This window comes from Marinobacter sp., from assembly GCF_014859525.1.
Taxonomy (GTDB): Bacteria; Pseudomonadota; Gammaproteobacteria; order Pseudomonadales; family Oleiphilaceae; genus Marinobacter.
The window spans coordinates 41869-61008 of sequence record NZ_JACUUB010000006.1; the positions used below are offsets into that span (position 1 = coordinate 41869).

Below are 19140 nucleotides of genomic sequence, written 5' to 3' on the forward strand. Positions count from 1 at the left end.
CAGTGGTTCAGGAAGTTGCCCGATGGCTGGTTTCAAGCCAATGCATAAAGTCCTGCTCGGGCAGGGGGCGACTGTAAAAGTAACCCTGGGAATAGTCGCAGCCTTCCGCTTGAAGAAAGTGGGTCTGCGCCTCTTGTTCGACACCCTCAGCAATGACTGTCAGGCCGAGGCTGTGGGCCATGTTGATAATGGCGCGCACCAGAGATGCGTCGCCACTTTCTTTCAATACATCCTGAATAAAGGATTTGTCAATTTTAAGGGTATCAAACGGATAGCTCTTCAGGTAGCTGAGTGCGGAATAGCCGGTCCCGAAATCATCAACCGAAAGCCGCACACCGGACCGGTCCAGTTGCCGAAGGATGTCGGCGGTTTCGATGGTGTTATCCAGTATCAGACGTTCGGTGATTTCGAGTTCGAGCAACTCAGGCCGCAGCCCACTGGCATTGAGCGACCGCATGACGGCATCGGTAAAGCCGGAGTCACGGAATTGTCGTGGTGAAACGTTAACCGCAATCGAGAGGTCATCAAGCCCGGTGATTGCCTGCCAGCTTATCGCAGCCTGGCACGCCTCATGGATCACCCATTCGCCAATGGGAATAATCAGGCCGGTTTCTTCAGCCAGTGGAATAAAACGGTCTGGCATGACCAGGCCCATCGCTGGATTGTTCCATCGCAGCAGGGCTTCTGCACCAATGAAGCGGCCAGACGCTGTTTCAATAATAGGCTGATAATAAAGTTCAAACTCTCCCAGCTCTAGCGCTTTGCGCATGTGGGATTCCATTTGCAGGCGCTCGTGAGAGACCTCGGTCATTTCAGGTGTGAACCGTGCGTAAGAACTTTTTCCCTGGTGTTTGGCCTGGTACATTGCCGCATCGGCGTGCTGAAGGAGAGTGCCGCTGTTGTCTGAATCCGAAGGGAAGGTGGCGATGCCAATGCTGGTAGTGACAAACACTTCCTGGTTGTTGAGCATGAAGGCGGTTGAAAACGTTTTCAGGATTCGCTCCGCAACCTGGCATGAAGCCTCAGGGCCGGTAAGGCCCGGCAGTATCACCAGAAATTCATCGCCACCGAGGCGGGCAACCGTACTGGTGCCCCGCAGGCAACTGGAGATGCGTCGCGCAGCCTCCACCAGGAGGTTATCACCGGCATCATGACCGAGGGTGTCGTTAATGTGCTTGAAGTTGTCCAGATCGAGGAACATGACGCCAACCTGGGAGTTGTCGCGCCGGGCCTGAGCCAGTGCAAGTTTCAAACGGTCGAGCGCCAGCATTCGGTTTGGTAACCCGGTGAGAATGTCGTAGTTGGCCTGGCGCAACAATTGCTGTTCGTAACGCTTTCGGATGCTGATGTCTTCGCCCAATATCAGGTAGCCGTTAGTCTCGCCGTTGTTATCGCGGATCGGAGTAACCACCAGCTGCTCCCAGTATCGCTCACCATTACGGCGGATACTGTTAACCTCGCCCTGCCACACGCCAACGCGCTGAACCTGTAACCGTATAGACTGCCAAAGTTGTCGGGCTTCCTGCACATCCATGCTGTTTTCAATAAGGTTGGATGGATGCTTTCCAACGATGTCATCAATGCCGTGGCCGGTAAGCTGGCTGAATTTTTGGTTGGCGTACTCGATTCGCCATTGGCGATCGCAGATAAGGACAGAGGAGGGACTTTGGTCAATGGCTTTGGAGAACTTGAGAATATCTGCGGCGTCCCGTTCACGCCGTGCGACGTCCTGATTCAGACGTTCCCGCATCTCGTTTATGGCGTCCGTGACCATGCCCAGCTCATCTTTGTTATTGGCCACGCTGTCTGGGCGGTCAAGCACCAACGGTCGTGACAAGTTTCGTAGTGATACGTCTTTCGTGTAGTCGGCCATAGCGGTCAGGTGGCGGGTGACCAGGTGCTGAAAGATCCACAGGATCAGGACAGACACAAAAAAGACGGTAAGAAACTGAGTGGCGAGAGTGACGCCCACCTTCCGGCGAAGCTCCGCATAGACTCTGTCGAGATTGGCCGTTATGGCCAGTTCGCCCAGCCGGAATTCTGCGCCGTCGCGCTGAATAAGCTCGAAACTGTGGGACAGGGTGTCGGCTTGCCTGGGGATTTCACCCATGACCAACTCAGAATCGGGTTCTATTCTGAGTCGCAGGTGGGTGATGTCTGGCAGACTAAGAATGCCCTCCATTTGTGTCTGGAGAAGTTTCTGATCGAGAGCCCATAGGCTTCTGGCAAGGCTGGAAGCATAGCCAGACTCAATGACCTGCATGCGCTCTTCAATTAAGCCCAGATCTTTTCGATAGTCGGAATAGATTTGTACAGCCGCTGCGAGCAGTGTGAAGGCAGTACTGAACAGAAGAATCCACGCCAGGAGCCGGAAGGACAGTGGCGAGGCTTTCCGAATGCGCCTTAATCGGGTCGTAATCTCAGGCATGTTACGAACTTCGCCATCACATTGGATATCGGACATGGGGTGGAACTATGAGAACTTATCCTGTATCCGACTATAGCAGCTGTTTATTACGAATGCGCTGTATAGGCAGGAAATGCCTGACAAATCTGGAGCGTGATTCTCAGTTTCGAATTCACGAATCGAATAGTTGACTTTGATGCAGATCAATACTAACGGCGTGGCAGGGGCGTAACCTGAGCTTAGTCAAGTTTCAGAACGGCCGGGAGAAGTTGATATGTATATGGATGCTGTCGTTATCGCAGGTATCGTAACCGTGTTGCTGGTGGTTGGATTTTTTGTAGGAGTCGGGGTTTTTATCGTAAAAGATCAGAAAGCTCACGGTGGCGATCATACTGAAACGCGCCACAAGGGGTATGGAGCTAAACAGTGAAGACTATAATCCGCTCTTGAAAATTGGCGTCCCCTAGGGGGTTCGAACCCCTGTTGCCGCCGTGAAAGGGCGGAGTCCTAGGCCACTAGACGAAGGGGACGCAACGTTTTCAACAACTTGCCTCGTCGAGGTGGCGCGTATATTAAGTAAGGGCCTCAGACCTGTCAACGTTTTTTTTGAAAAAGTTACCTGGCCACGCTTTCAGTCAGTGCCGTTGCCAGTTCCGGGTACTTAAACTCGAAGCCTTCGTTTTGTAGGCGCATGGGTACGGCCTTTTGACCGGTGAGCAAAAGTCCTGCCATTTCCCCCAGTGCCAGCTTAAGAACCGGTGCGGGCGCCGGAAACAGGGTGGGCCGGTGTAGCACCTTCCCCAGGGTCTGGGTGAACTCTCGATTTGTTACGGGGTTGGGGCTGACCATATTGTAAGCGCCTTGAGCTCGTTCGTTTTCCAGCATCCAGATCAGTCCTGCCACCACGTCGTCCCTGTGTACCCAGGGCATAAACTGTTGTCCTGAGCCGAGCCGGCCCCCCAAACCCAGCCTGAAGGGTAAAATCATACGCTGCAGAAAGCCTCCTGCAGAGCCGACGACAATGCCCGTGCGAGACAAGCAGACTCTTACGCCACTCTGCATCAGTGTTCGAGTTTCCTGCTCCCAGTCCCGGCACAGTACATGAGTGAATTCCGGGTTGGGTTGGGTGTCTTCTGTAACCAGGTGGGCCCCCTGGTTACCGTAAAAGCCGACAGCCGATCCGGACACCAGGACATCCGGCAGTTTCTCCCAGGTTTTGATGACGGTTACCAAGGTGTTTGTTAACCCTATCCGGCTGTTGCGAAGGGCTTGCTTGCGGGCGTCTGTCCACCGTTTATCGGCGATGCCTTCTCCGGCAAGATTGATCACCGCCTCGAAGCCAGGATGGCCTTCGAGGCTTTTCAGATCTGAGCAAACCTCTACTCGTCCACACAGCGCTCGCACGGTATCCGGGCGTTGCCGGCTCAGAACGGTCAGCGAATAACCTTTACTGATCAGATCCCGGCAAAGTACCTTGCCAATAAAGCCAGTGCCTCCCGTAATCAGTACCCGCTTGTCCATGGTCTTCTCCTTTGATGACAAATTTGCTCAGCAGCTTGGGCTCGCAAGTTCCTCGAGTACAACGTTGCGGATGGCCTCACCGAGTTGAGGGTTCTTGCCAATGGGCTCGGCCAGTTTGATGCTGACTCCGTGTTGGCTTTCCAGTTCACCGATCATGGCCGGGACGTCTTTGCGTAAATGTCTGCCGGCAGCCAGAAATAGTGGCACCACCGTATAGCTGAGCGTGCCAGCAGCCTTGCCCTGGCTAACAATAGTCTCAAGTGATGGTTCGGCAAGCTCCATGTAAGCTATAGCTGAGTGCTCGACAGACTGCAGCGTAGGTGCAGCCAGGCGCTCGAAGGTTTCACACCAACGTGGGTCACTGCTGCCATGGGCCAGCAGAATGATTTGATGCGACGTAGTCATGTTCTCTCCAGAGTGGTCAAATAGGGCAAATCGGTCGTATCCGAGTTGGCGATGCACATACACCTGCTGATTTTAATGTAACAGGGAGTTGCTAAATGTTCGATTGGAAAGACCTTCTGGATTTCTGGTTTGGCAAATTGGACGACATGGGGTTGCCAGACAGCGATCACCGGAGCCGCTGGTTTCGCTCTGATCGCAAGTTTGACCAGGAAATCCGTCGGCGTTTTCTCTCGTTGGTGTTGTTTGCGTCTGAACAGGGCCTGGACCACTGGCGTAAACACGCCGGTGGTGCCTTGGCAGAAATAGTGCTACTGGACCAGTTCAGTCGAAATATCTTCAGGGGTGGCGCGTTGGCCTTTGATAACGATCCGCTGGCTCGAAAGCTGTGCAGGCGAGCGATGCAGAAGGGGCAGGATCAGGCGCTGCCGCCAATCCAGAGGGCATTTCTCTACATGCCGATGCAGCATTCAGAACGGCCAGGCGATCAGGCACTGTCGGTCGAGTGTTATCAGCAGTTGGTAAAAAGCGCTGATGGTGTGTTGGCCGAATTTCTTGAAAGCTTTTTGGAGTCTGCCTTGGCCCATCAAGAGATCGTTAGCCAATTTGGTCGGTTTCCCCATAGAAACCGAGCGCTTGGTCGATCTTCTACTGAGCAGGAGCTTATTTATTTGAATGGCGCTTCAACCTTCGGACAGTAATGCCGTCGGGTATGATTACCGGAAAATGGTTGATGGCCAGGCAAGCGGAAGTTTTTTCAATAAATTGGTTGACGACCGACATCCTATCAGTAGAATACGCATCCGTTGAGAGGCAACGCCCATGTTCAACATCAGCGGGAATAGCTCAGTTGGTAGAGCACAACCTTGCCAAGGTTGGGGTCGCGAGTTCGAGTCTCGTTTCCCGCTCCAGATTTTGAAAACCCGACCTTATGCGTCGGGTTTTTCGTATCCGGTTCCTGATTTCTCCCTCATGAGCCCCGGCTCGTCAGTTATACTCGTTACCCTCCATCCAAAACTGATGCATTAAAGGGTGGCATTATGCGCGTCCAATCCCTCTACCTCTATCCGGTAAAATCTCTCGCAGGCATTGAGGTGTCGTCCTTTAATCTGGATGAATTCGGCCCTGCCGGCGATCGACGCTGGATGCTGGTGAACGACGGTGGGGAATTTGTAACCCAGCGCCAATTACCTATGCTCGCCACAATCCGTACCTGCCTTGATGGTCGTGCCGTAAAGGTATTTATCCCCGGTGAAGGTCCGTTTGATTTGGTGCCAGGCAAGGAGCCTGTCTCTGTTGGGGTATGGCAGGATCGAGTCGATGCTCTGGTTGGTACAGGCATGGTCAACCCGGCGGTTAGTCGTTATTGTGGGCAAAACCTTCGCTTTGTTTACATGCCCGATGACAGCTTTCGGCGCGTAGACCCCGAGCGTGTTCCAGGTTGGAAGCGAGTCGGTTTTGCCGATGGCTTTCCGTTTCTTGTGACCAACCAGTCTTCGTTGGACGAACTTAACGCCAGACTCGACAAGCCCGTGGACATGCGGCACTTCCGGGCCAATATTGTTGTTTCAGGTGCTGAACCCTGGGCTGAGGATGGCTGGCATTCTCTGGTTATCGGCACGGCACGCTTCCTTGTCGCCAAGCCCTGCTCCCGGTGCGTGATGACCACAGTAGATCCCGATTCGGGCAACAGGCATCCCCAGATCGAGCCGCTCAGAACACTATCGACCTACAGAAAAACATCGAATGGCGTTATCTTCGGCCAGAACGCCATTCACCTTGACGGTCACCGTTTGTCGGTGGGCGATACCGTTACTCTTTCTCAGCAGGAGTTATAACCAAAGTGCCTTTGTTAACACTGGAAAAAATAGCCTTGTCTTTCGGTATGCATCCGTTGCTCGATGGCGCGACGTTGATGATCGATCCGGGGGAGCGGGTATGCTTGCTTGGGCGCAATGGCGAGGGCAAATCGACGCTGTTGAAGATTGTCAGTGGCGAGGTGGTTCCTGACGGTGGCGTGGTTCGGCTGGAAGAAGGTTCGGTTTTGTCGGTATTGCCTCAGAGTTTGCCATCTGATGATCCACGTACCGCCTATGATGTTGTGGCGTCGGCGTTTCCTGAAACCGGGGCGGTTCTGGCGGAATTCCATCGGCTGTCTCAGCTGGCTGACGAGGCAAGCATGGATGCCATGATGAAGGCCCAGGAACGTATTGAGGCGCTGGACGGTTGGCGGCTTGATCAAAAGGTCACCACGATTCTTGGCCAGTATGGAATAGACCCCGATCGTACCCTGAATACTTTGTCTGGAGGCTGGCAGCGCCGGGTTCTTCTGGCCAAAGCTCTGGTTGCCGAGCCCGACATACTGCTGTTGGACGAGCCCACTAACCATTTGGATGTGCCGGCCATAGCCTGGCTAGAAGAAGCGCTCGCACAGTTTCGTGGCGCCATGTTGTTTGTCAGTCATGACCGGGCGTTTATTCGCCGAATGGCGACCCGGGTGGTTGAGTTGGACCGGGGGCAGTTGATCAGTTTTGCGGCCAGTTACGATCGCTACCTGGAGCTTAAAGAAAAAGCACTTGAAGATGAAGACCGTCAGAATGCGCTATTTGACAAGCGACTGAAGCAGGAAGAGACCTGGATCCGTCAGGGCATTAAAGCCAGGCGGACTCGTAATATGGGTCGAGTTCGTTCGCTCAAAGCCATGAGAGAGGAACACCGTCAACGTCGCGTGCGGGGAGGTACCGCGAATTTCTCTGTCGAAGAGGCCGCGAAGTCCGGAAAACTGGTGGCAGAGACCCGGGCTGCCGGTTTTGTTTACCCGGATGGGCACAGGGTGGTGCAAGGTATGGATCTCACCATTATCCGGGGCGACAAGATTGGTCTGGTGGGTGAGAACGGGACCGGCAAAACGACCCTGGTCCGCTTGCTGCTCGGCGAGTTGCAGCCGACCGAAGGTGATATTCGTCTCGGGACCAATCTAAAGGTGGCGTATTTCGACCAGCTCAGAGGAGAGTTGGATCTTGAGCGAAACGCTCTGGATAATCTTGCAGAAGGCCGTGAATTCATCGATATCAACGGTCAAAGCAAGCATGTTTTGGGTTATTTGCAGGAGTTTTTGTTTACACCGGAGCGTTCCCGATCTCCCGTGCGTGTTTTCTCCGGTGGTGAGCGTGCGCGCCTATTGTTGGCGAAGCTGTTCAGCAAGCCTGCCAACATCCTGGTGCTGGACGAACCGACCAACGATCTGGATGTCGAAACGTTGGAGTTGCTGGAAGAGCAGCTGGCTGAGTTCAAGGGTACCGTCATTGTGATCAGCCACGACCGGGAATTTCTGGACAATGTGGTGACGGAAACCATCTTCCTGGATGGCTCGGGTAACGTTCAGGAGCACGTGGGTGGGTATACAGACTGGCGTCGACAAGGCGGACGTTTCCCCGCAGAGATCTCGGGCAGCCGCCTGGACAAGCAGGACAAGCGGGATAAAGCTTCTCCTGCAGAAAAAGAAGAGGCACCAGTTGCACAGATTGTGGCGCAGTCGGCAAAACAAAAGCCCATAAAACTCAGCTACAAGCTTAAACTGGAGCTGGAACAGTTGCCCGGCCAGATCGAGGCGCTGGAGCAAGAGGTGGCAGACCTTCGGGAAACTGTTGCTGCCCCCAACTTTTATTCAGGCCCACCGGAGGAAGTATCAGCTGCTCTGGATTTGCTGGCGGAAACGGAGTCCCGTCTGGAGTTGGTTATTGAACGGTGGATGGAGCTGGAAGAACAGGCGAATCAATGAACATTAATTACAATTTCAAGTTTCAGGATGGCCGCACTATCGATTTCAAAGTAACCGGGGAGCCGATCAGGCCGCCGGTTTCTCAAATGCCTGCATGGACCAGGTTGGAGCATTGCCAATGCTCCAACTGTCCCCTGAAATCCGGGGAGACGGTCTATTGCCCGGCAGCGATTGAGATTTTACCGGTGGTCGAAGAGTTTCAGGCAGAAGATGCCTATCAGAAGGTCGATGTGATGGTGACCGACGAGCGCCGCTCATATGCCAAGCAGACAACGCTGGAAGAGGCGCTTCGATCGCTGCTCGGTTTAAAGATGGCAACCAGTGGTTGCCCGGTGTTGTCGGAGCTTAAGCCGATGGCGCTTCATCACCTGCCATTTGCCAACAGCGACGAATTTGTAATGCGCAGTGTTGGCTATTATCTGCTTCAGCAATTGTTTGCGGCGCGCAATAAAGAACAGGCGGATTGGGAGCTCAAGGGGCTGGTGGAGCGTAATCAAAGACTGCAGCTTGTTAATCAGGCGCTCTGGCAGAGGATTCATGCCGTGTGCCGCGGTGACAGTAACCTTAAAGCCTTGCTGAGTTTCTTCTCGATGGCGTCGAGCGTCAGCGTATCGTTGGAAAGTCAGCTCAGGAAGTTGCAGTCAAGAATGAATGGGGAGGCGTAAGCCTCCCTTTTCTCATGCTGCTTCACTGTGTGGTGGTGATCAGTGGATCCGAATGGCCAGTACGTCGCACTGGGTGCCGTGCAGCACGCCGTTTGCGGTAGAACCCAGCAGCAGTTGGAAGCCTTTGCGGCCATGGCTGCCCACAATGACCAAGTCCACTTGCTGGTCTTTTACAATACGGTGAATCTCGGACTCCGGCCGGCCAACGGTTACGATCTGATGACTTTTCGGAACACCGTACTCGTCACCGTACTTGGTCAGTTGCTCCCGGGCTGCTTTGTCCAACTGATCCTGCAGTTCAGTCAGATCCATCGGGATATCGCCCCCGTAGGCGTAACCAACCGGCTCAACAACGTGCACCAGCAGTAGCTCGGCTCCGTAGGCATCGCAAATTGCTTTCGCCTTGTTCAGAACCTGAGGTGCTTCTTCAGTAAGGTCGATAGCGACCAGCATTTTAGTATAGGCGGACATTCAGTCACTCCTTTGCGCATTGGGTAGGAACAGTATTATCAGTTTATACCAAAAGGTGTCGAGGGATTCTGACGGGCGTCAACGGGGAGGGATTGGCCGGGCAGGCGCTGAGCTTACCCGGCCGACAATTACACGTTGTTTTGGAGCAGTACAATGGTGGTTGTCAGTCCGCGGATAATGCCCTTTGAATAACGGTCGATGACAAAGCTGACGTTGTTCTCGTTGTAATTGATATACGATCCGCGAATGAACTGCCATTTGGAGCTTACATCGTCAATCGCTGACTTCAGTTGACGGTTGGCGCTGCCAGTTTGAAGTTGCGCCAGCAGGCTGTCGAACTGTAATGCCTGCTGATCCAGCGGTGCTTCGTCCGACGAACCCTGAAAGGTCTGGGCCACAGAAGAGTGGGTGCGGGCAGAGTATCTGGCCATCATCTGTGCCATCACGACCGCTGCGGATCTTGCAGACTCGATTCGGGCATCTGTTGGTGCGTTGCTGTTATCCAGGGCGACGCTGTAAAGATCGGTGGCAATAATATTGAGTTTCATAGCGTTATCAGCCAGATCGGCCATCAGGCGCAGATCAGGGTATCCCTGTTCCCGTACCTCGTTGATGTTGCCGCGCATCAGGTCTTTGAACACGTCAAATTCCTGATTGAGGCTTTCAACTTGCTGCTCAGTCAATGCACCGCTTGTGCTGGTGATAATCGAGTTCATGGCATCGTTGGAAGCATTAATGCTTTCTACGATTCGATTCAAGGCTTCGGAATCGCCGGCCGCACTGAAAGCGTACAAGGAATCAAGTGCTAAGTAGTTGTTGATTCGGAAATCATGCAGGTCAGAGAGAAATTCCGATCCGGTGTCCTGAGCCTTGGCGCCAAACGCGGTCAGGGAAAACAAAATCAGTAAGGCAAGCAGTGGCTGAGTGCGCAGGCGAGCGTTTTTCATCGGATGAGTCTCCGTAATGCTGTTTATTATTGTGGACTAAAGTCGCACTCCGAAGTTAAAGTAACTGTGCCGGCTAATCAAGCAGTTTCCGGCTCTCACAGGTTGTATCCTCTAATTTCTGTCAGCTTCATCAAGAAACAAATTGACAAACGCTCCATTTTTTTTCATGGTGTCCCCTCACGATTCAAACGACTGTATGAATTTTGGATCGGAAAGATCGGGCAGTGACCGAAATCTCGCTGCAAAAGCAGTCAGGATGACAGATAACGTCGAATGGCTGTCAGCAGTTTCAAACACAGACTGGAGATCAGTTGATGATTTACGAAGGTAAAGCCATCACGGTTAAAGAGATCGACGGTGGGATTGCTCAGTTGGACTTTGACTTGCAAGGCGAGTCAGTCAACAAGTTCAATCGCCTCACCATCGAAGAGCTGGGCGCCGCAGCTGAAGCACTCAAATCCCAGAAGAAGCTTAAGGGTCTGGTGGTAACCAGCTCCAAGGACAGCTTTATTGTTGGTGCAGACATCACCGAGTTTACCGAGCTGTTTGCGGGTTCCGAGGAAGATCTCGTTGCCAACAATCTGAAGGCGAATGAAGTATTCAACGCCATCGAAGACCTTCCGTTCCCGACCGTAACCGCCATCAACGGTATTGCACTGGGCGGTGGTTTCGAGATGTGTCTGGCGACGGATTACCGTGTTATGGCGCCGAAGGCCAAAGTTGGCCTGCCGGAAGTCAAGCTGGGCATCTTCCCGGGCTTTGGCGGTACTGTTCGTCTGTCCCGCCTGGTGGGCGTAGATAACGCTGTTGAGTGGATTGCTGGCGGCACAGAAAACCGCGCCGATGCAGCCCTCAAAGTTGGTGCTGTAGATGCGGTAGTTGAAGCCGACAAGCTGGTCGATGCTGCTGTAGCCATTATCAAGCAGTGCAACGAAGGCAAGCTGGACAATCTGGCCCGTCGTGAAGAGAAGAAGGGCAAGATCAAGCTGAACGCCATGGAAAGCATGATGGCGTTCGAGATTTCCAAGGCGTTCGTGGCCGGTAAGGCTGGCAAGAACTACCCGGCGCCGGTGGAAGCCATTAAGACCATGCAGAAGCATGCCGGCATGACCCGCGACAAGGCGATCGAAGTAGAGGCCAAAGGCTTCGCCAAGATGGCCAAAACCAACGTGGCTGCGTGTCTGGTTGGTCTGTTCCTGAACGACCAGGCCCTGAAGAAAAAAGCCAGCGCCTGGGAAAAAGAAGCGTCTGAAGTGAAACTGGCTGCCGTACTCGGTGCTGGTATCATGGGTGGCGGTGTGGCGTTCCAGTCTGCGCTGAAAGGCACGCCGATCATCATGAAGGACATCAATCAGGGCGGCCTCACGCTGGGCCTGAGTGAAGCCAAGAAGCTACTGACCAAGCGCGTCGACAAGGGCAAGATGGATGCCGGCAAGATGGCCGACGTTCTGAACAATATCACGCCAACCTTGAACTACGGTGATTTCAAAAACGTAGACCTGGTTGTTGAGGCGGTTGTTGAAAATCCGAAAGTGAAAGACGCGGTTCTTCGTGAAACCGAAGAAATGGTTCGCGATGACGCCATCATCACTTCCAACACCTCCACGATTTCCATCGACCTGCTGGCCAAAAACCTGAAGCGTCCGGAAAACTTCTGTGGCATGCACTTCTTTAACCCGGTGCATATGATGCCGCTGGTTGAGGTTATCCGCGGCGAGAAGACCAGTGATCGTGCTATCGCGACCACTGTGGCTTACGCCAAGGCAATGGGTAAGACCCCAATCGTTGTCAACGATTGTCCGGGCTTCCTGGTTAACCGTGTACTGTTCCCTTACTTCGGCGGTTTTGTCGGCCTGGTTCGTGACGGTGCCGACTTCCAGAAAGTTGACAAGGTGATGGAAAAGTTCGGCTGGCCGATGGGCCCCGCCTACCTGCTGGACGTTGTCGGCATGGATACTGGCAAGCACGCCGGCGATGTCATGGCTGACGGCTTCCCGGATCGTATGAAGCATGCAGAAACCACTGCTATTGACGTGATGTTCGACAACAACCGTTACGGTCAGAAGACCAACGTTGGTTTCTACAAGTACGAACTGGATCGCAAAGGCAAGCAGAACAAGGTTGTTGATGAAGAAACCTACAAGCTGCTTGAGCCGGTTGTTCAGGGCAAGAATGAGTTCAGCGAAGAAGACATCATCGCTCGCATGATGATCCCGCTGTGTCTGGAGACTGTACGTTGCCTTGAAGATGGCATCGTGGAAGATCCGGCCGACGCGGATATGGGTCTGATCTTCGGTATCGGCTTCCCGCCGTTCCGTGGTGGTGCCCTGCGCTACATCGATGACTTGGGTGTAGACAAGTTCGTTGAACTGGCAGACAAGTTTGCAGACCTTGGTCCTTTGTATCACCCGACCGAGAAGCTGCGTGAAATGGCCAAGACTGGCAAAAAGTTCTTTGGCTAACCCTGAACGAGATTTCCGAACGGAGAAAGATCTATGAGCCTTAATCCGAGAGACGTTGTCGTCGTCGATTGCGTGCGGACTCCGATGGGTCGTGCCAAGAACGGTTGTTTCCGCAACGTGCGTGCGGAGACGCTGTCGGCTGCGCTGATCGACGCACTGTTCGAGCGCAACCCTAAGCTCGACCCGAAAGAAGTAGAAGATGTGATCTGGGGCTGTGTAAACCAGACGAAAGAACAGGGCTTTAACGTGGCGCGGCAGATTTCTCTGCTGACCCGTATCCCTCACGAGTCTGCAGCCCAGACCGTTAACCGTCTGTGTGGCTCGGCCATGAGTGCGATCCACACCGCTGCCCAGGCTATCCAGACGGGCAATGGTGACGTGTTTATGGTGGGTGGCGTTGAGCACATGGGTCACGTGCCCATGACTGCCGGCTTCGACCACAACCCGGCTGCGTCCAAGTACACCGCCAAGGCGTCCAACATGATGGGCCTGACCGCGGAAATGCTGGCGAAAATGCACGGGATTACCCGTGAGCAGCAAGACGAGTTCGGTGCACGTTCTCATCGCCTGGCTCACGAAGCTACCGTCGAAGGGCGCTTCAAGAACGAAATCGTTCCGATTGAAGGCCACGATGAAAACGGCTTTGTGAAGCTGATCGAAGAAGATGAAACCATTCGTCCGGAGACCACGGCTGAGTCCCTCGGCCAGTTGCGCCCGGCGTTTGATCCGAAGAACGGAACTGTCACTGCCGGCACCTCCTCGCAGCTGACTGATGGCGCATCCGCGATGCTGCTGATGTCTGCAGAGCGTGCTCAGGCGCTGGGTCTGACCCCGATGGCGAAAGTTCGCAGCATGGCCGTTGCCGGTTGTGATCCCGCGATTATGGGTTACGGTCCGGTTCCGGCCACCAAGAAGGCGCTGAAGCGTGCAGGCCTGAAAGTTGAAGATATCGACTTCTGGGAACTGAACGAAGCCTTTGCTGGCCAGTCCCTGCCGGTTCTGAAAGACCTGAAACTGCTGGGTGTTATGGAAGAGAAGGTTAACCTGAACGGCGGCGCGATTGCCCTTGGCCATCCGCTGGGTTGCTCCGGTGCCCGTATCTCGACCTCACTGCTGCACATTATGCAGGCCAAAGGCGGCACACTGGGTGTTTCTACCATGTGTATTGGTCTTGGTCAGGGCATTGCCACTGTGTGGGAGCGTCTCTGATCCGCTGGTACGGTCATTGATGCTTGCTCAGGAGGCCCGGCTTTTGCCGGGCCTTCCTGTTTGTAGTGGCGCTAGAATGTGCGGGAATTGTAAAAAAAGGAGGACTGAAGTCAAAGAATGGGTTGTCTTGCTATTCTTGACCCTGTAAAACAGTGAGCCTATACACAATGGCAACCTTAATGTTTTCCAGTTGCCTGATTTTTATGCGAGTTTGCGGTTTGTACAGCTCCTAACCGAATTATCGCCAAGGATACAGATCTCCGATATGGGTAAAAGTCTCGTTATTGTCGAGTCGCCAGCGAAAGCGAAGACCATCAACAAGTACCTGGGCTCGGATTTTATCGTTAAATCCAGCGTTGGCCACATTCGTGACCTGCCAGTCAGTGGCAGTGGCAGTCAGTCTGACCCGAAAGAACGCGCCAAGCAGGCTGCCGTTACTCGCAAACTTAACCCGGAAGAAAAGGCAGCTCACAAGAAACGTAAAGCCAGGGAGCAGCTTGTCGCCCGTATGGGAGTTGATCCGGATCAGGATTGGAGTGCTCGTTATGAGATCCTGCCCGGCAAGGAAAAAGTCGTCAGTGAATTGAAGCGGCTCGCCAAATCTGCCGACCATATTTATCTGGCAACGGATTTGGATAGAGAAGGGGAGGCCATTGCCTGGCACCTCCAGGAAACCATTGGCGGCGAGCCTGAAAAGTACCGCCGCGTGGTGTTTAATGAGATCACCAAGCGCGCGATTCAGGATGCATTCAAAGATCCCGGTAGCCTGGACAATCACCGTGTAAATGCACAACAAGCCAGAAGATTTCTCGACCGCGTGGTCGGTTATATGGTTTCTCCGTTACTGTGGGCGAAGCTTGCCCGAGGGCTGTCGGCGGGGCGCGTGCAGTCTGTTGCTGTCCGGTTGATTGTCGAGCGTGAGCGCGAAATTCGTAAATTTGTACCAGAAGAATTCTGGCAATTGCATGCCGACTTAACTGCGACTGGCACAAAGGATCCTGTTCGGTTTGAAGTGACGCGGCACGATGACAAACCGTATCGACCGGTCAACGAAATCCAAAGTAGTGAGCACGTAGCGCGTCTTGAGGCAGGCAGATTCAAGGTTGCCAAACGTGAGGATAAACCGACTCGCTCTAAACCTTCGGCACCGTTTATTACGTCGACGTTGCAGCAGGCGGCCAGTAACCGTTTGGGGTTCAGTGTCAAAAAGACCATGATGCTGGCGCAGCGTTTGTACGAGGCCGGGTTTATCACCTATATGCGTACTGACTCAACCAATCTGAGCCAGGATGCCGTGGCCAGCTGTCGTGAATTTGTCGAGAAACAGTTTGGTGAGCGCTATTTGCCTGACAACCCGCGTTTATACGGTAGCAAGGAAGGCGCTCAGGAGGCGCACGAGGCCATTCGGCCTTCCGATGTTGACCGCAGGCCTACCGACATCTCCGGTCTCGAAAAAGATGCAGAGAAGCTATACGACTTGATCTGGCGGCAGTTCATTGCCTGTCAGATGGCGGACGCAGAATTCCTGAGCACGTCTATTGTGGTGGCAAACGGCGATTATGAATTGCGAACCCGTGGTCGTATCGTCAAATTTGAAGGTTTTCTGAAAGCCGCACCCCAGTCGAGCAAGAAAGACGAAGATGTGGCGTTGCCAGACATCAAGGTCGATGAGGTGCTGGATCTGAAAAAGCTGGATCCGACTCAGCACTTCACCAAGCCATCACCTCGCTACACTGAGGCGAGCTTGGTAAAGGAACTCGAAAAGCAGGGGATTGGCCGTCCATCGACCTACGCATCTATCATTTCTACGATCCAGGATCGAGGCTATGTTCGGCTGCAGAATCGCCGGTTTTACGCCGAAAAAATGGGCGAGATTGTCACCGAGCGCCTGGCTGAATCGTTTCCTAATCTGATGAACTACGATTTTACTGCACGACTTGAGGACGAGTTGGACCACATTGCCGGTGGTGATGTTAATTGGAAGACGGTTCTTAATGATTTCTACACCAAGTTTCGTGCTCAGCTTGAAAGCGCCGAGCAATCCGAAGGCGGAATGCGCGCCAACAGTCCGACGGAAACCGATATTTCGTGTCCCAGTTGTGGCCGGAACATGCAAATCCGCGTTGCGAGTACGGGTGTGTTCCTGGGCTGCTCAGGTTACTCGCTGCCTCCGAAGGAGCGTTGCAAAACCACGATTAACCTGGTGTCCGGTGATGAGGTAGTCAGCGCCGATGAGGATGTCGAAGGCGAGGGTGAATCGCGGCTGCTCCGCAAAAAACGTCGCTGTGGCAAGTGCGGTTCGGCCATGGACAGTTATTTGATTGACGAGGCGCGCAAGCTTCACGTCTGCGGCAATAACCCGGATTGTTCTGGCTATGAAGTCGAGCAGGGCACCTTTCGGATCAAAGGATATGACGGACCGTCGCTTGAGTGTGACAAGTGTGGCTCTGAGATGCAGCTCAAGACCGGTCGTTTTGGTAAGTACTTCGGCTGTACCAATGCTGAGTGCAAAAACACCCGCAAGCTGTTGAAAAACGGAGAGCCGGCGCCGCCCAAAATGGACCCGGTGCCCATGCCGGAATTGCAGTGCCAGAAGGTCGACGACACCTACGTTTTGCGGGATGGTGCCTCTGGCCTGTTCCTTGCGGCCAGCAAATTCCCGAAAAATCGGGAGACAAGGCCGCCATTGGTGATGGAAATAAAGCCGCACCGTAAAGAAATTGATCCAAAATATGACTATCTGATGGAGGCTCCAGAGCGGGATCCTGAGGGTAATCCGTCGGTGATTCGGTACAGCCGGAAGTCCAAAGAGCAGTACGTGATGTCAGAGCAGGACGGCAAAGCAACGGGTTGGTCTGCCTGGTATGAAGGCGGGCGCTGGGTTCCGAGAGATAAAAAGAAGTGATTTTCTAGCCATTAAATCTGCGAACCAACGTTTTTGCTGTGCTGTTGGTTCGCGGGTTTCGAGGTTATTCCCGCTTTGGGGCCTGGTTGTGGCCCGGCGTTATTTTTTCCGAAGGCGCTGAATCAGCGAAGACGTATCCCATCGATTACCCCCCATATCCTGTACATCGCTGTAAAACTGATCCACCAGAGCGGTAACTGGCAGTTTTGAGCCGTTGCGGCGGGCTTCATCCAGGCAGATTCCCAAATCCTTGCGCATCCAATCCACGGCAAACCCGTGATTGAATTCGCCATCAATCATCGTTCCAGAACGGTTTTCCATTTGCCATGATTGGGCGGCACCTTTGGAAATCACATCAATGACCTTGCGAACGTCCAGTTCTGCCTGTTCGGCAAAATGCAGGGCCTCAGACAGGCCTTGCAGTAGTCCGGCAATGGCAATCTGGTTAACCATTTTGGTTTTTTGACCGCTGCCTACAGGCCCCATCAAGTTAAGTGCCCGGGCATAGCACTCGAGGACCGGCCGAACAGCATCAAAGTGCTCCTGTGTACCGCCACACATGATGGTTAACTGGCCGTTTTCGGCACCCTGCTGGCCGCCGGAAACCGGCGCATCAATAAAGCCGAGGCCACGGTTGTTGGCAGCTTTGGCCAGGCGCTCCGCAATGCCGGCAGACGCTGTTGTGTGATCCACAAGAAGTGCAGACGGAGGTGCTTTGGCGATAATGCCTTCAGGTGATTCGTAGACCTCTCTGAGATCTTCGTCGGCGCCAACGCATGTGAGGATGATATCGGCCTGTGCAACTGCTTTTGCAATATTGTCAGCGGCTGCTCCACCAAATTCATTGGCCCACCTTTGAGCTGTTTTCGATGTTCGATTCCAGACGGACACGCCGTGGCCGGCCTTGCTCAGGTGGCCGGCCATTGGGTACCCCATCACGCCAAGTCCAATGAAAGCGATCTGTGCCATAGAGCCTTGCCCTCGTTGTTATCAGTTTTTATCTTTGTCGTTCCATAATACGAAAAAAGCCGCTGAGATCAGCGGCTTTTTGGGTTCTGAGTGTAAAGTGCCACTCAGTTTTTCGGGTAGTCGCGTTTCGGCGAGCCTGTATACAGCTGGCGCGGACGGCCGATGCGGTAGTTGCCGCTGACCATTTCGTTCCAGTGCGAGAACCAGCCAATGGTACGCGACATCGCGAAGATCACGGTAAACATCGACGTTGGGATACCAATGGCCTTCAGGATGATGCCGGAGTAGAAGTCGACGTTCGGGTACAGCTGGCGCTGCACGAAGTATTCGTCTTCCAGGGCAATCTGTTCCAGGCGCTGGGCAATTTTCAGGAGAGGATCGTTTTCCAGGCCGAGCTCGCTCAATACCTGGTGAGCGGTTTCGCTCATCACTTTGGCGCGCGGATCAAAGTTTTTATAAACCCGGTGGCCAAAGCCCATCAGACGGAACGGATCGTTCTTGTCTTTGGCTTTCGCGATGAAGGTATCGATGTTGGCGACATCGCCGATTTCGGCCAGCATATCCAGAACAGCTTCGTTGGCACCGCCATGAGCGGGTCCCCACAAGGCCGCGATACCAGAGGCGATGCAGGCGTAGGGGTTGGCGCCGGTAGAGCCAGCCAGGCGAACGGTAGAGGTAGAGGCGTTCTGCTCGTGATCAGCGTGCAGGATGAAGATCTTGTCCATGGCATTGGCCAGCACCGGATTCGGCTGATATTCCTCGCAAGGCGTGCCAAACATCATGTGCAGGAAGTTTTCAGCGTAGGACAGGTCGTTGCGCGGGTACATGAACGGCTGACCGACCGAATACTTGTAACACCAGGCCGCAATGGTCGGCATTTTGGCGATCAGGCGGTGTCCAGTGACCTCGCGCTGCTTGGGATCGGTGACGTCCATCTGGTCATGGTAGAACGCGGACAGGGCGCCAACAACGCCACACATGATGGCCATCGGATGCGCATCACGGCGGAAGCCGTTGAAGAAATTGCGCATCTGATCGTGCAGCATGGTGTGGTTTTTGATGGTGTCGTGGAACCGTTTGTTCTCTTCCGCAGTCGGCAGCTCACCATTCAAAAGCAGATAGCAGACCTCGAGAAAATCGGATTGCTCGGCCAGCTGGTCGATCGGGTAACCACGGTGAAGCAGCACGCCTTTGGCTCCATCAATGTAGGTGATGGCAGATTCGCAGGCTGCAGTGGATACAAAGCCGGGATCGTAGGTGAAGACGCCTTCCTGGACCAGGCCACGTACGTCAATAACGTCAGGGCCGACGGTGCCGGAATACATCGGTAGCTCAATGGACTTATCTCCCACCGAGAGCGTGGCTTTCCTGTCGGTCATGTTGCTCTCCTGTCTGATTGGC

14 protein-coding genes, 2 tRNA genes and 1 pseudogene are annotated in these 19140 nt (G+C 53.9%); 9 read left to right on the forward strand and 8 right to left on the reverse strand.

What is annotated here, in order from left to right; all coding sequences use genetic code 11:
• Positions 1 to 7 precede the first annotated feature (7 nt).
• A complete protein-coding gene (locus tag IBX51_RS03145) occupies positions 8 to 2428 on the reverse strand; it encodes an EAL domain-containing protein (RefSeq protein ID WP_291828619.1) in 2421 nt (806 codons plus the stop codon).
• Positions 2429 to 2681: 253 nt separating this feature from the next.
• Here IBX51_RS03145 and ccoM point away from each other — a divergent pair.
• Positions 2682 to 2774, forward strand: a pseudogene (gene ccoM / locus IBX51_RS15055) (cytochrome c oxidase subunit CcoM); the annotation flags it as partial.
• 87 nt (positions 2775 to 2861) lie between these two features.
• Here ccoM and IBX51_RS03155 read toward each other — a convergent pair.
• From IBX51_RS03155 to IBX51_RS03165, 3 genes are all read right to left on the reverse strand, one after another.
• Positions 2862 to 2937 (reverse strand) — tRNA-Glu (locus IBX51_RS03155).
• An 85-nt stretch (positions 2938 to 3022) separates the two neighbouring features.
• The gene (locus IBX51_RS03160; RefSeq protein ID WP_291828622.1) at positions 3023 to 3928 is read right to left on the reverse strand and encodes a TIGR01777 family oxidoreductase; all 906 of its coding nucleotides are present in this window, start codon (positions 3926 to 3928) and stop codon (positions 3023 to 3025) included.
• A gap of 27 nt (positions 3929 to 3955) precedes the next feature.
• Positions 3956 to 4333 (reverse strand): CbiX/SirB N-terminal domain-containing protein, encoded by a 378-nt coding sequence (locus tag IBX51_RS03165; RefSeq protein ID WP_291828624.1) that lies wholly within the window; start codon positions 4331 to 4333, stop codon positions 3956 to 3958.
• Positions 4334 to 4428: 95 nt separating this feature from the next.
• On the opposite strand from IBX51_RS03165, the gene IBX51_RS03170 reads away from it, so the two are divergent.
• From IBX51_RS03170 to IBX51_RS03190, 5 genes are all read left to right on the forward strand, one after another.
• Positions 4429 to 5031 (forward strand): DUF924 family protein, encoded by a 603-nt coding sequence (locus IBX51_RS03170; RefSeq protein ID WP_291828626.1) that lies wholly within the window; start codon positions 4429 to 4431, stop codon positions 5029 to 5031.
• Positions 5032 to 5165: 134 nt separating this feature from the next.
• Positions 5166 to 5241: transfer RNA gene (locus tag IBX51_RS03175), tRNA-Gly, on the forward strand.
• A gap of 129 nt (positions 5242 to 5370) precedes the next feature.
• Positions 5371 to 6168 carry an MOSC N-terminal beta barrel domain-containing protein gene (locus tag IBX51_RS03180; protein ID WP_291828627.1) on the forward strand — a complete coding sequence of 266 codons (798 nt, stop codon included), beginning with the start codon at positions 5371 to 5373 and terminating at the stop codon, positions 6166 to 6168.
• 5 nt (positions 6169 to 6173) lie between these two features.
• Positions 6174 to 8111: an ATP-binding cassette domain-containing protein gene (locus IBX51_RS03185; RefSeq protein WP_291828629.1), complete on the forward strand. Its 1938-nt coding sequence runs from the start codon at positions 6174 to 6176 to the stop codon at positions 8109 to 8111.
• Entirely contained in the window at positions 8108 to 8776 is a 669-nt protein-coding gene (locus IBX51_RS03190) for a hypothetical protein (RefSeq protein WP_291828681.1), read from the forward strand. Before IBX51_RS03185 ends, IBX51_RS03190 begins: the two co-directional genes overlap by 4 nt.
• Before the next feature lie 39 nt (positions 8777 to 8815).
• Here the strand turns inward: IBX51_RS03190 and IBX51_RS03195 are convergent, their stop codons facing one another.
• Complete coding sequence (locus IBX51_RS03195) at positions 8816 to 9247, reverse strand: universal stress protein (RefSeq protein WP_291828631.1); 432 nt, start codon at positions 9245 to 9247, stop codon at positions 8816 to 8818.
• Between the two features lie 128 nt (positions 9248 to 9375).
• On the reverse strand, positions 9376 to 10194 hold the full coding sequence (locus tag IBX51_RS03200; protein ID WP_291828632.1) for a hypothetical protein: 819 nt from the start codon (positions 10192 to 10194) through the stop codon (positions 9376 to 9378).
• A 314-nt stretch (positions 10195 to 10508) separates the two neighbouring features.
• Here IBX51_RS03200 and fadB point away from each other — a divergent pair, with 314 nt between their 5' ends.
• The 3 genes from fadB to topA all read left to right on the forward strand — a co-directional run bounded on the left by fadB (position 10509) and on the right by topA (position 16770).
• Positions 10509 to 12656: a fatty acid oxidation complex subunit alpha FadB gene (gene fadB, locus IBX51_RS03205; protein ID WP_291828634.1), complete on the forward strand. Its 2148-nt coding sequence runs from the start codon at positions 10509 to 10511 to the stop codon at positions 12654 to 12656.
• A gap of 33 nt (positions 12657 to 12689) precedes the next feature.
• Positions 12690 to 13865, forward strand: a complete 1176-nt coding sequence (gene fadA, locus IBX51_RS03210; RefSeq protein ID WP_291828636.1) for an acetyl-CoA C-acyltransferase FadA — start codon at positions 12690 to 12692, stop codon at positions 13863 to 13865.
• Between the two features lie 265 nt (positions 13866 to 14130).
• Positions 14131 to 16770 carry a type I DNA topoisomerase gene (gene topA, locus IBX51_RS03215; protein ID WP_291828638.1) on the forward strand — a complete coding sequence of 880 codons (2640 nt, stop codon included), beginning with the start codon at positions 14131 to 14133 and terminating at the stop codon, positions 16768 to 16770.
• A gap of 99 nt (positions 16771 to 16869) precedes the next feature.
• Here topA and IBX51_RS03220 read toward each other — a convergent pair whose 3' ends face one another.
• Together IBX51_RS03220 and gltA are read right to left on the reverse strand one after the other, a co-directional pair.
• Positions 16870 to 17739, reverse strand: a complete 870-nt coding sequence (locus tag IBX51_RS03220) for an NAD(P)-dependent oxidoreductase (RefSeq protein WP_291828640.1) — start codon at positions 17737 to 17739, stop codon at positions 16870 to 16872.
• Positions 17740 to 17843: 104 nt separating this feature from the next.
• Entirely contained in the window at positions 17844 to 19118 is a 1275-nt protein-coding gene (gene gltA, locus IBX51_RS03225) for a citrate synthase (protein WP_291828642.1), read from the reverse strand.
• Positions 19119 to 19140: the final 22 nt, after the last annotated feature.

Bases quoted from the DNA above. Each gene is read 5' to 3' on its own strand.
- IBX51_RS03195 (WP_291828631.1), bottom strand. From the start codon at position 9,247: ATGTCCGCCTATACTAAAATGCTGGTCGCTATCGACCTTACTGAAGAA.
- IBX51_RS03170 (WP_291828626.1), top strand. From the start codon at position 4,429: ATGTTCGATTGGAAAGACCTTCTGGATTTCTGGTTTGGCAAATTGGAC.
- IBX51_RS03190 (WP_291828681.1), top strand. From the start codon at position 8,108: ATGAACATTAATTACAATTTCAAGTTTCAGGATGGCCGCACTATCGAT.
- fadA (WP_291828636.1), top strand. From the start codon at position 12,690: ATGAGCCTTAATCCGAGAGACGTTGTCGTCGTCGATTGCGTGCGGACT.
- IBX51_RS03165 (WP_291828624.1), bottom strand. From the start codon at position 4,333: ATGACTACGTCGCATCAAATCATTCTGCTGGCCCATGGCAGCAGTGAC.
- topA (WP_291828638.1), top strand. From the start codon at position 14,131: ATGGGTAAAAGTCTCGTTATTGTCGAGTCGCCAGCGAAAGCGAAGACC.
- IBX51_RS03220 (WP_291828640.1), bottom strand. From the start codon at position 17,739: ATGGCACAGATCGCTTTCATTGGACTTGGCGTGATGGGGTACCCAATG.
- gltA (WP_291828642.1), bottom strand. From the start codon at position 19,118: ATGACCGACAGGAAAGCCACGCTCTCGGTGGGAGATAAGTCCATTGAG.
- fadB (WP_291828634.1), top strand. From the start codon at position 10,509: ATGATTTACGAAGGTAAAGCCATCACGGTTAAAGAGATCGACGGTGGG.
- IBX51_RS03180 (WP_291828627.1), top strand. From the start codon at position 5,371: ATGCGCGTCCAATCCCTCTACCTCTATCCGGTAAAATCTCTCGCAGGC.
- IBX51_RS03160 (WP_291828622.1), bottom strand. From the start codon at position 3,928: ATGGACAAGCGGGTACTGATTACGGGAGGCACTGGCTTTATTGGCAAG.
- IBX51_RS03200 (WP_291828632.1), bottom strand. From the start codon at position 10,194: ATGAAAAACGCTCGCCTGCGCACTCAGCCACTGCTTGCCTTACTGATT.
- IBX51_RS03145 (WP_291828619.1), bottom strand. From the start codon at position 2,428: ATGCCTGAGATTACGACCCGATTAAGGCGCATTCGGAAAGCCTCGCCA.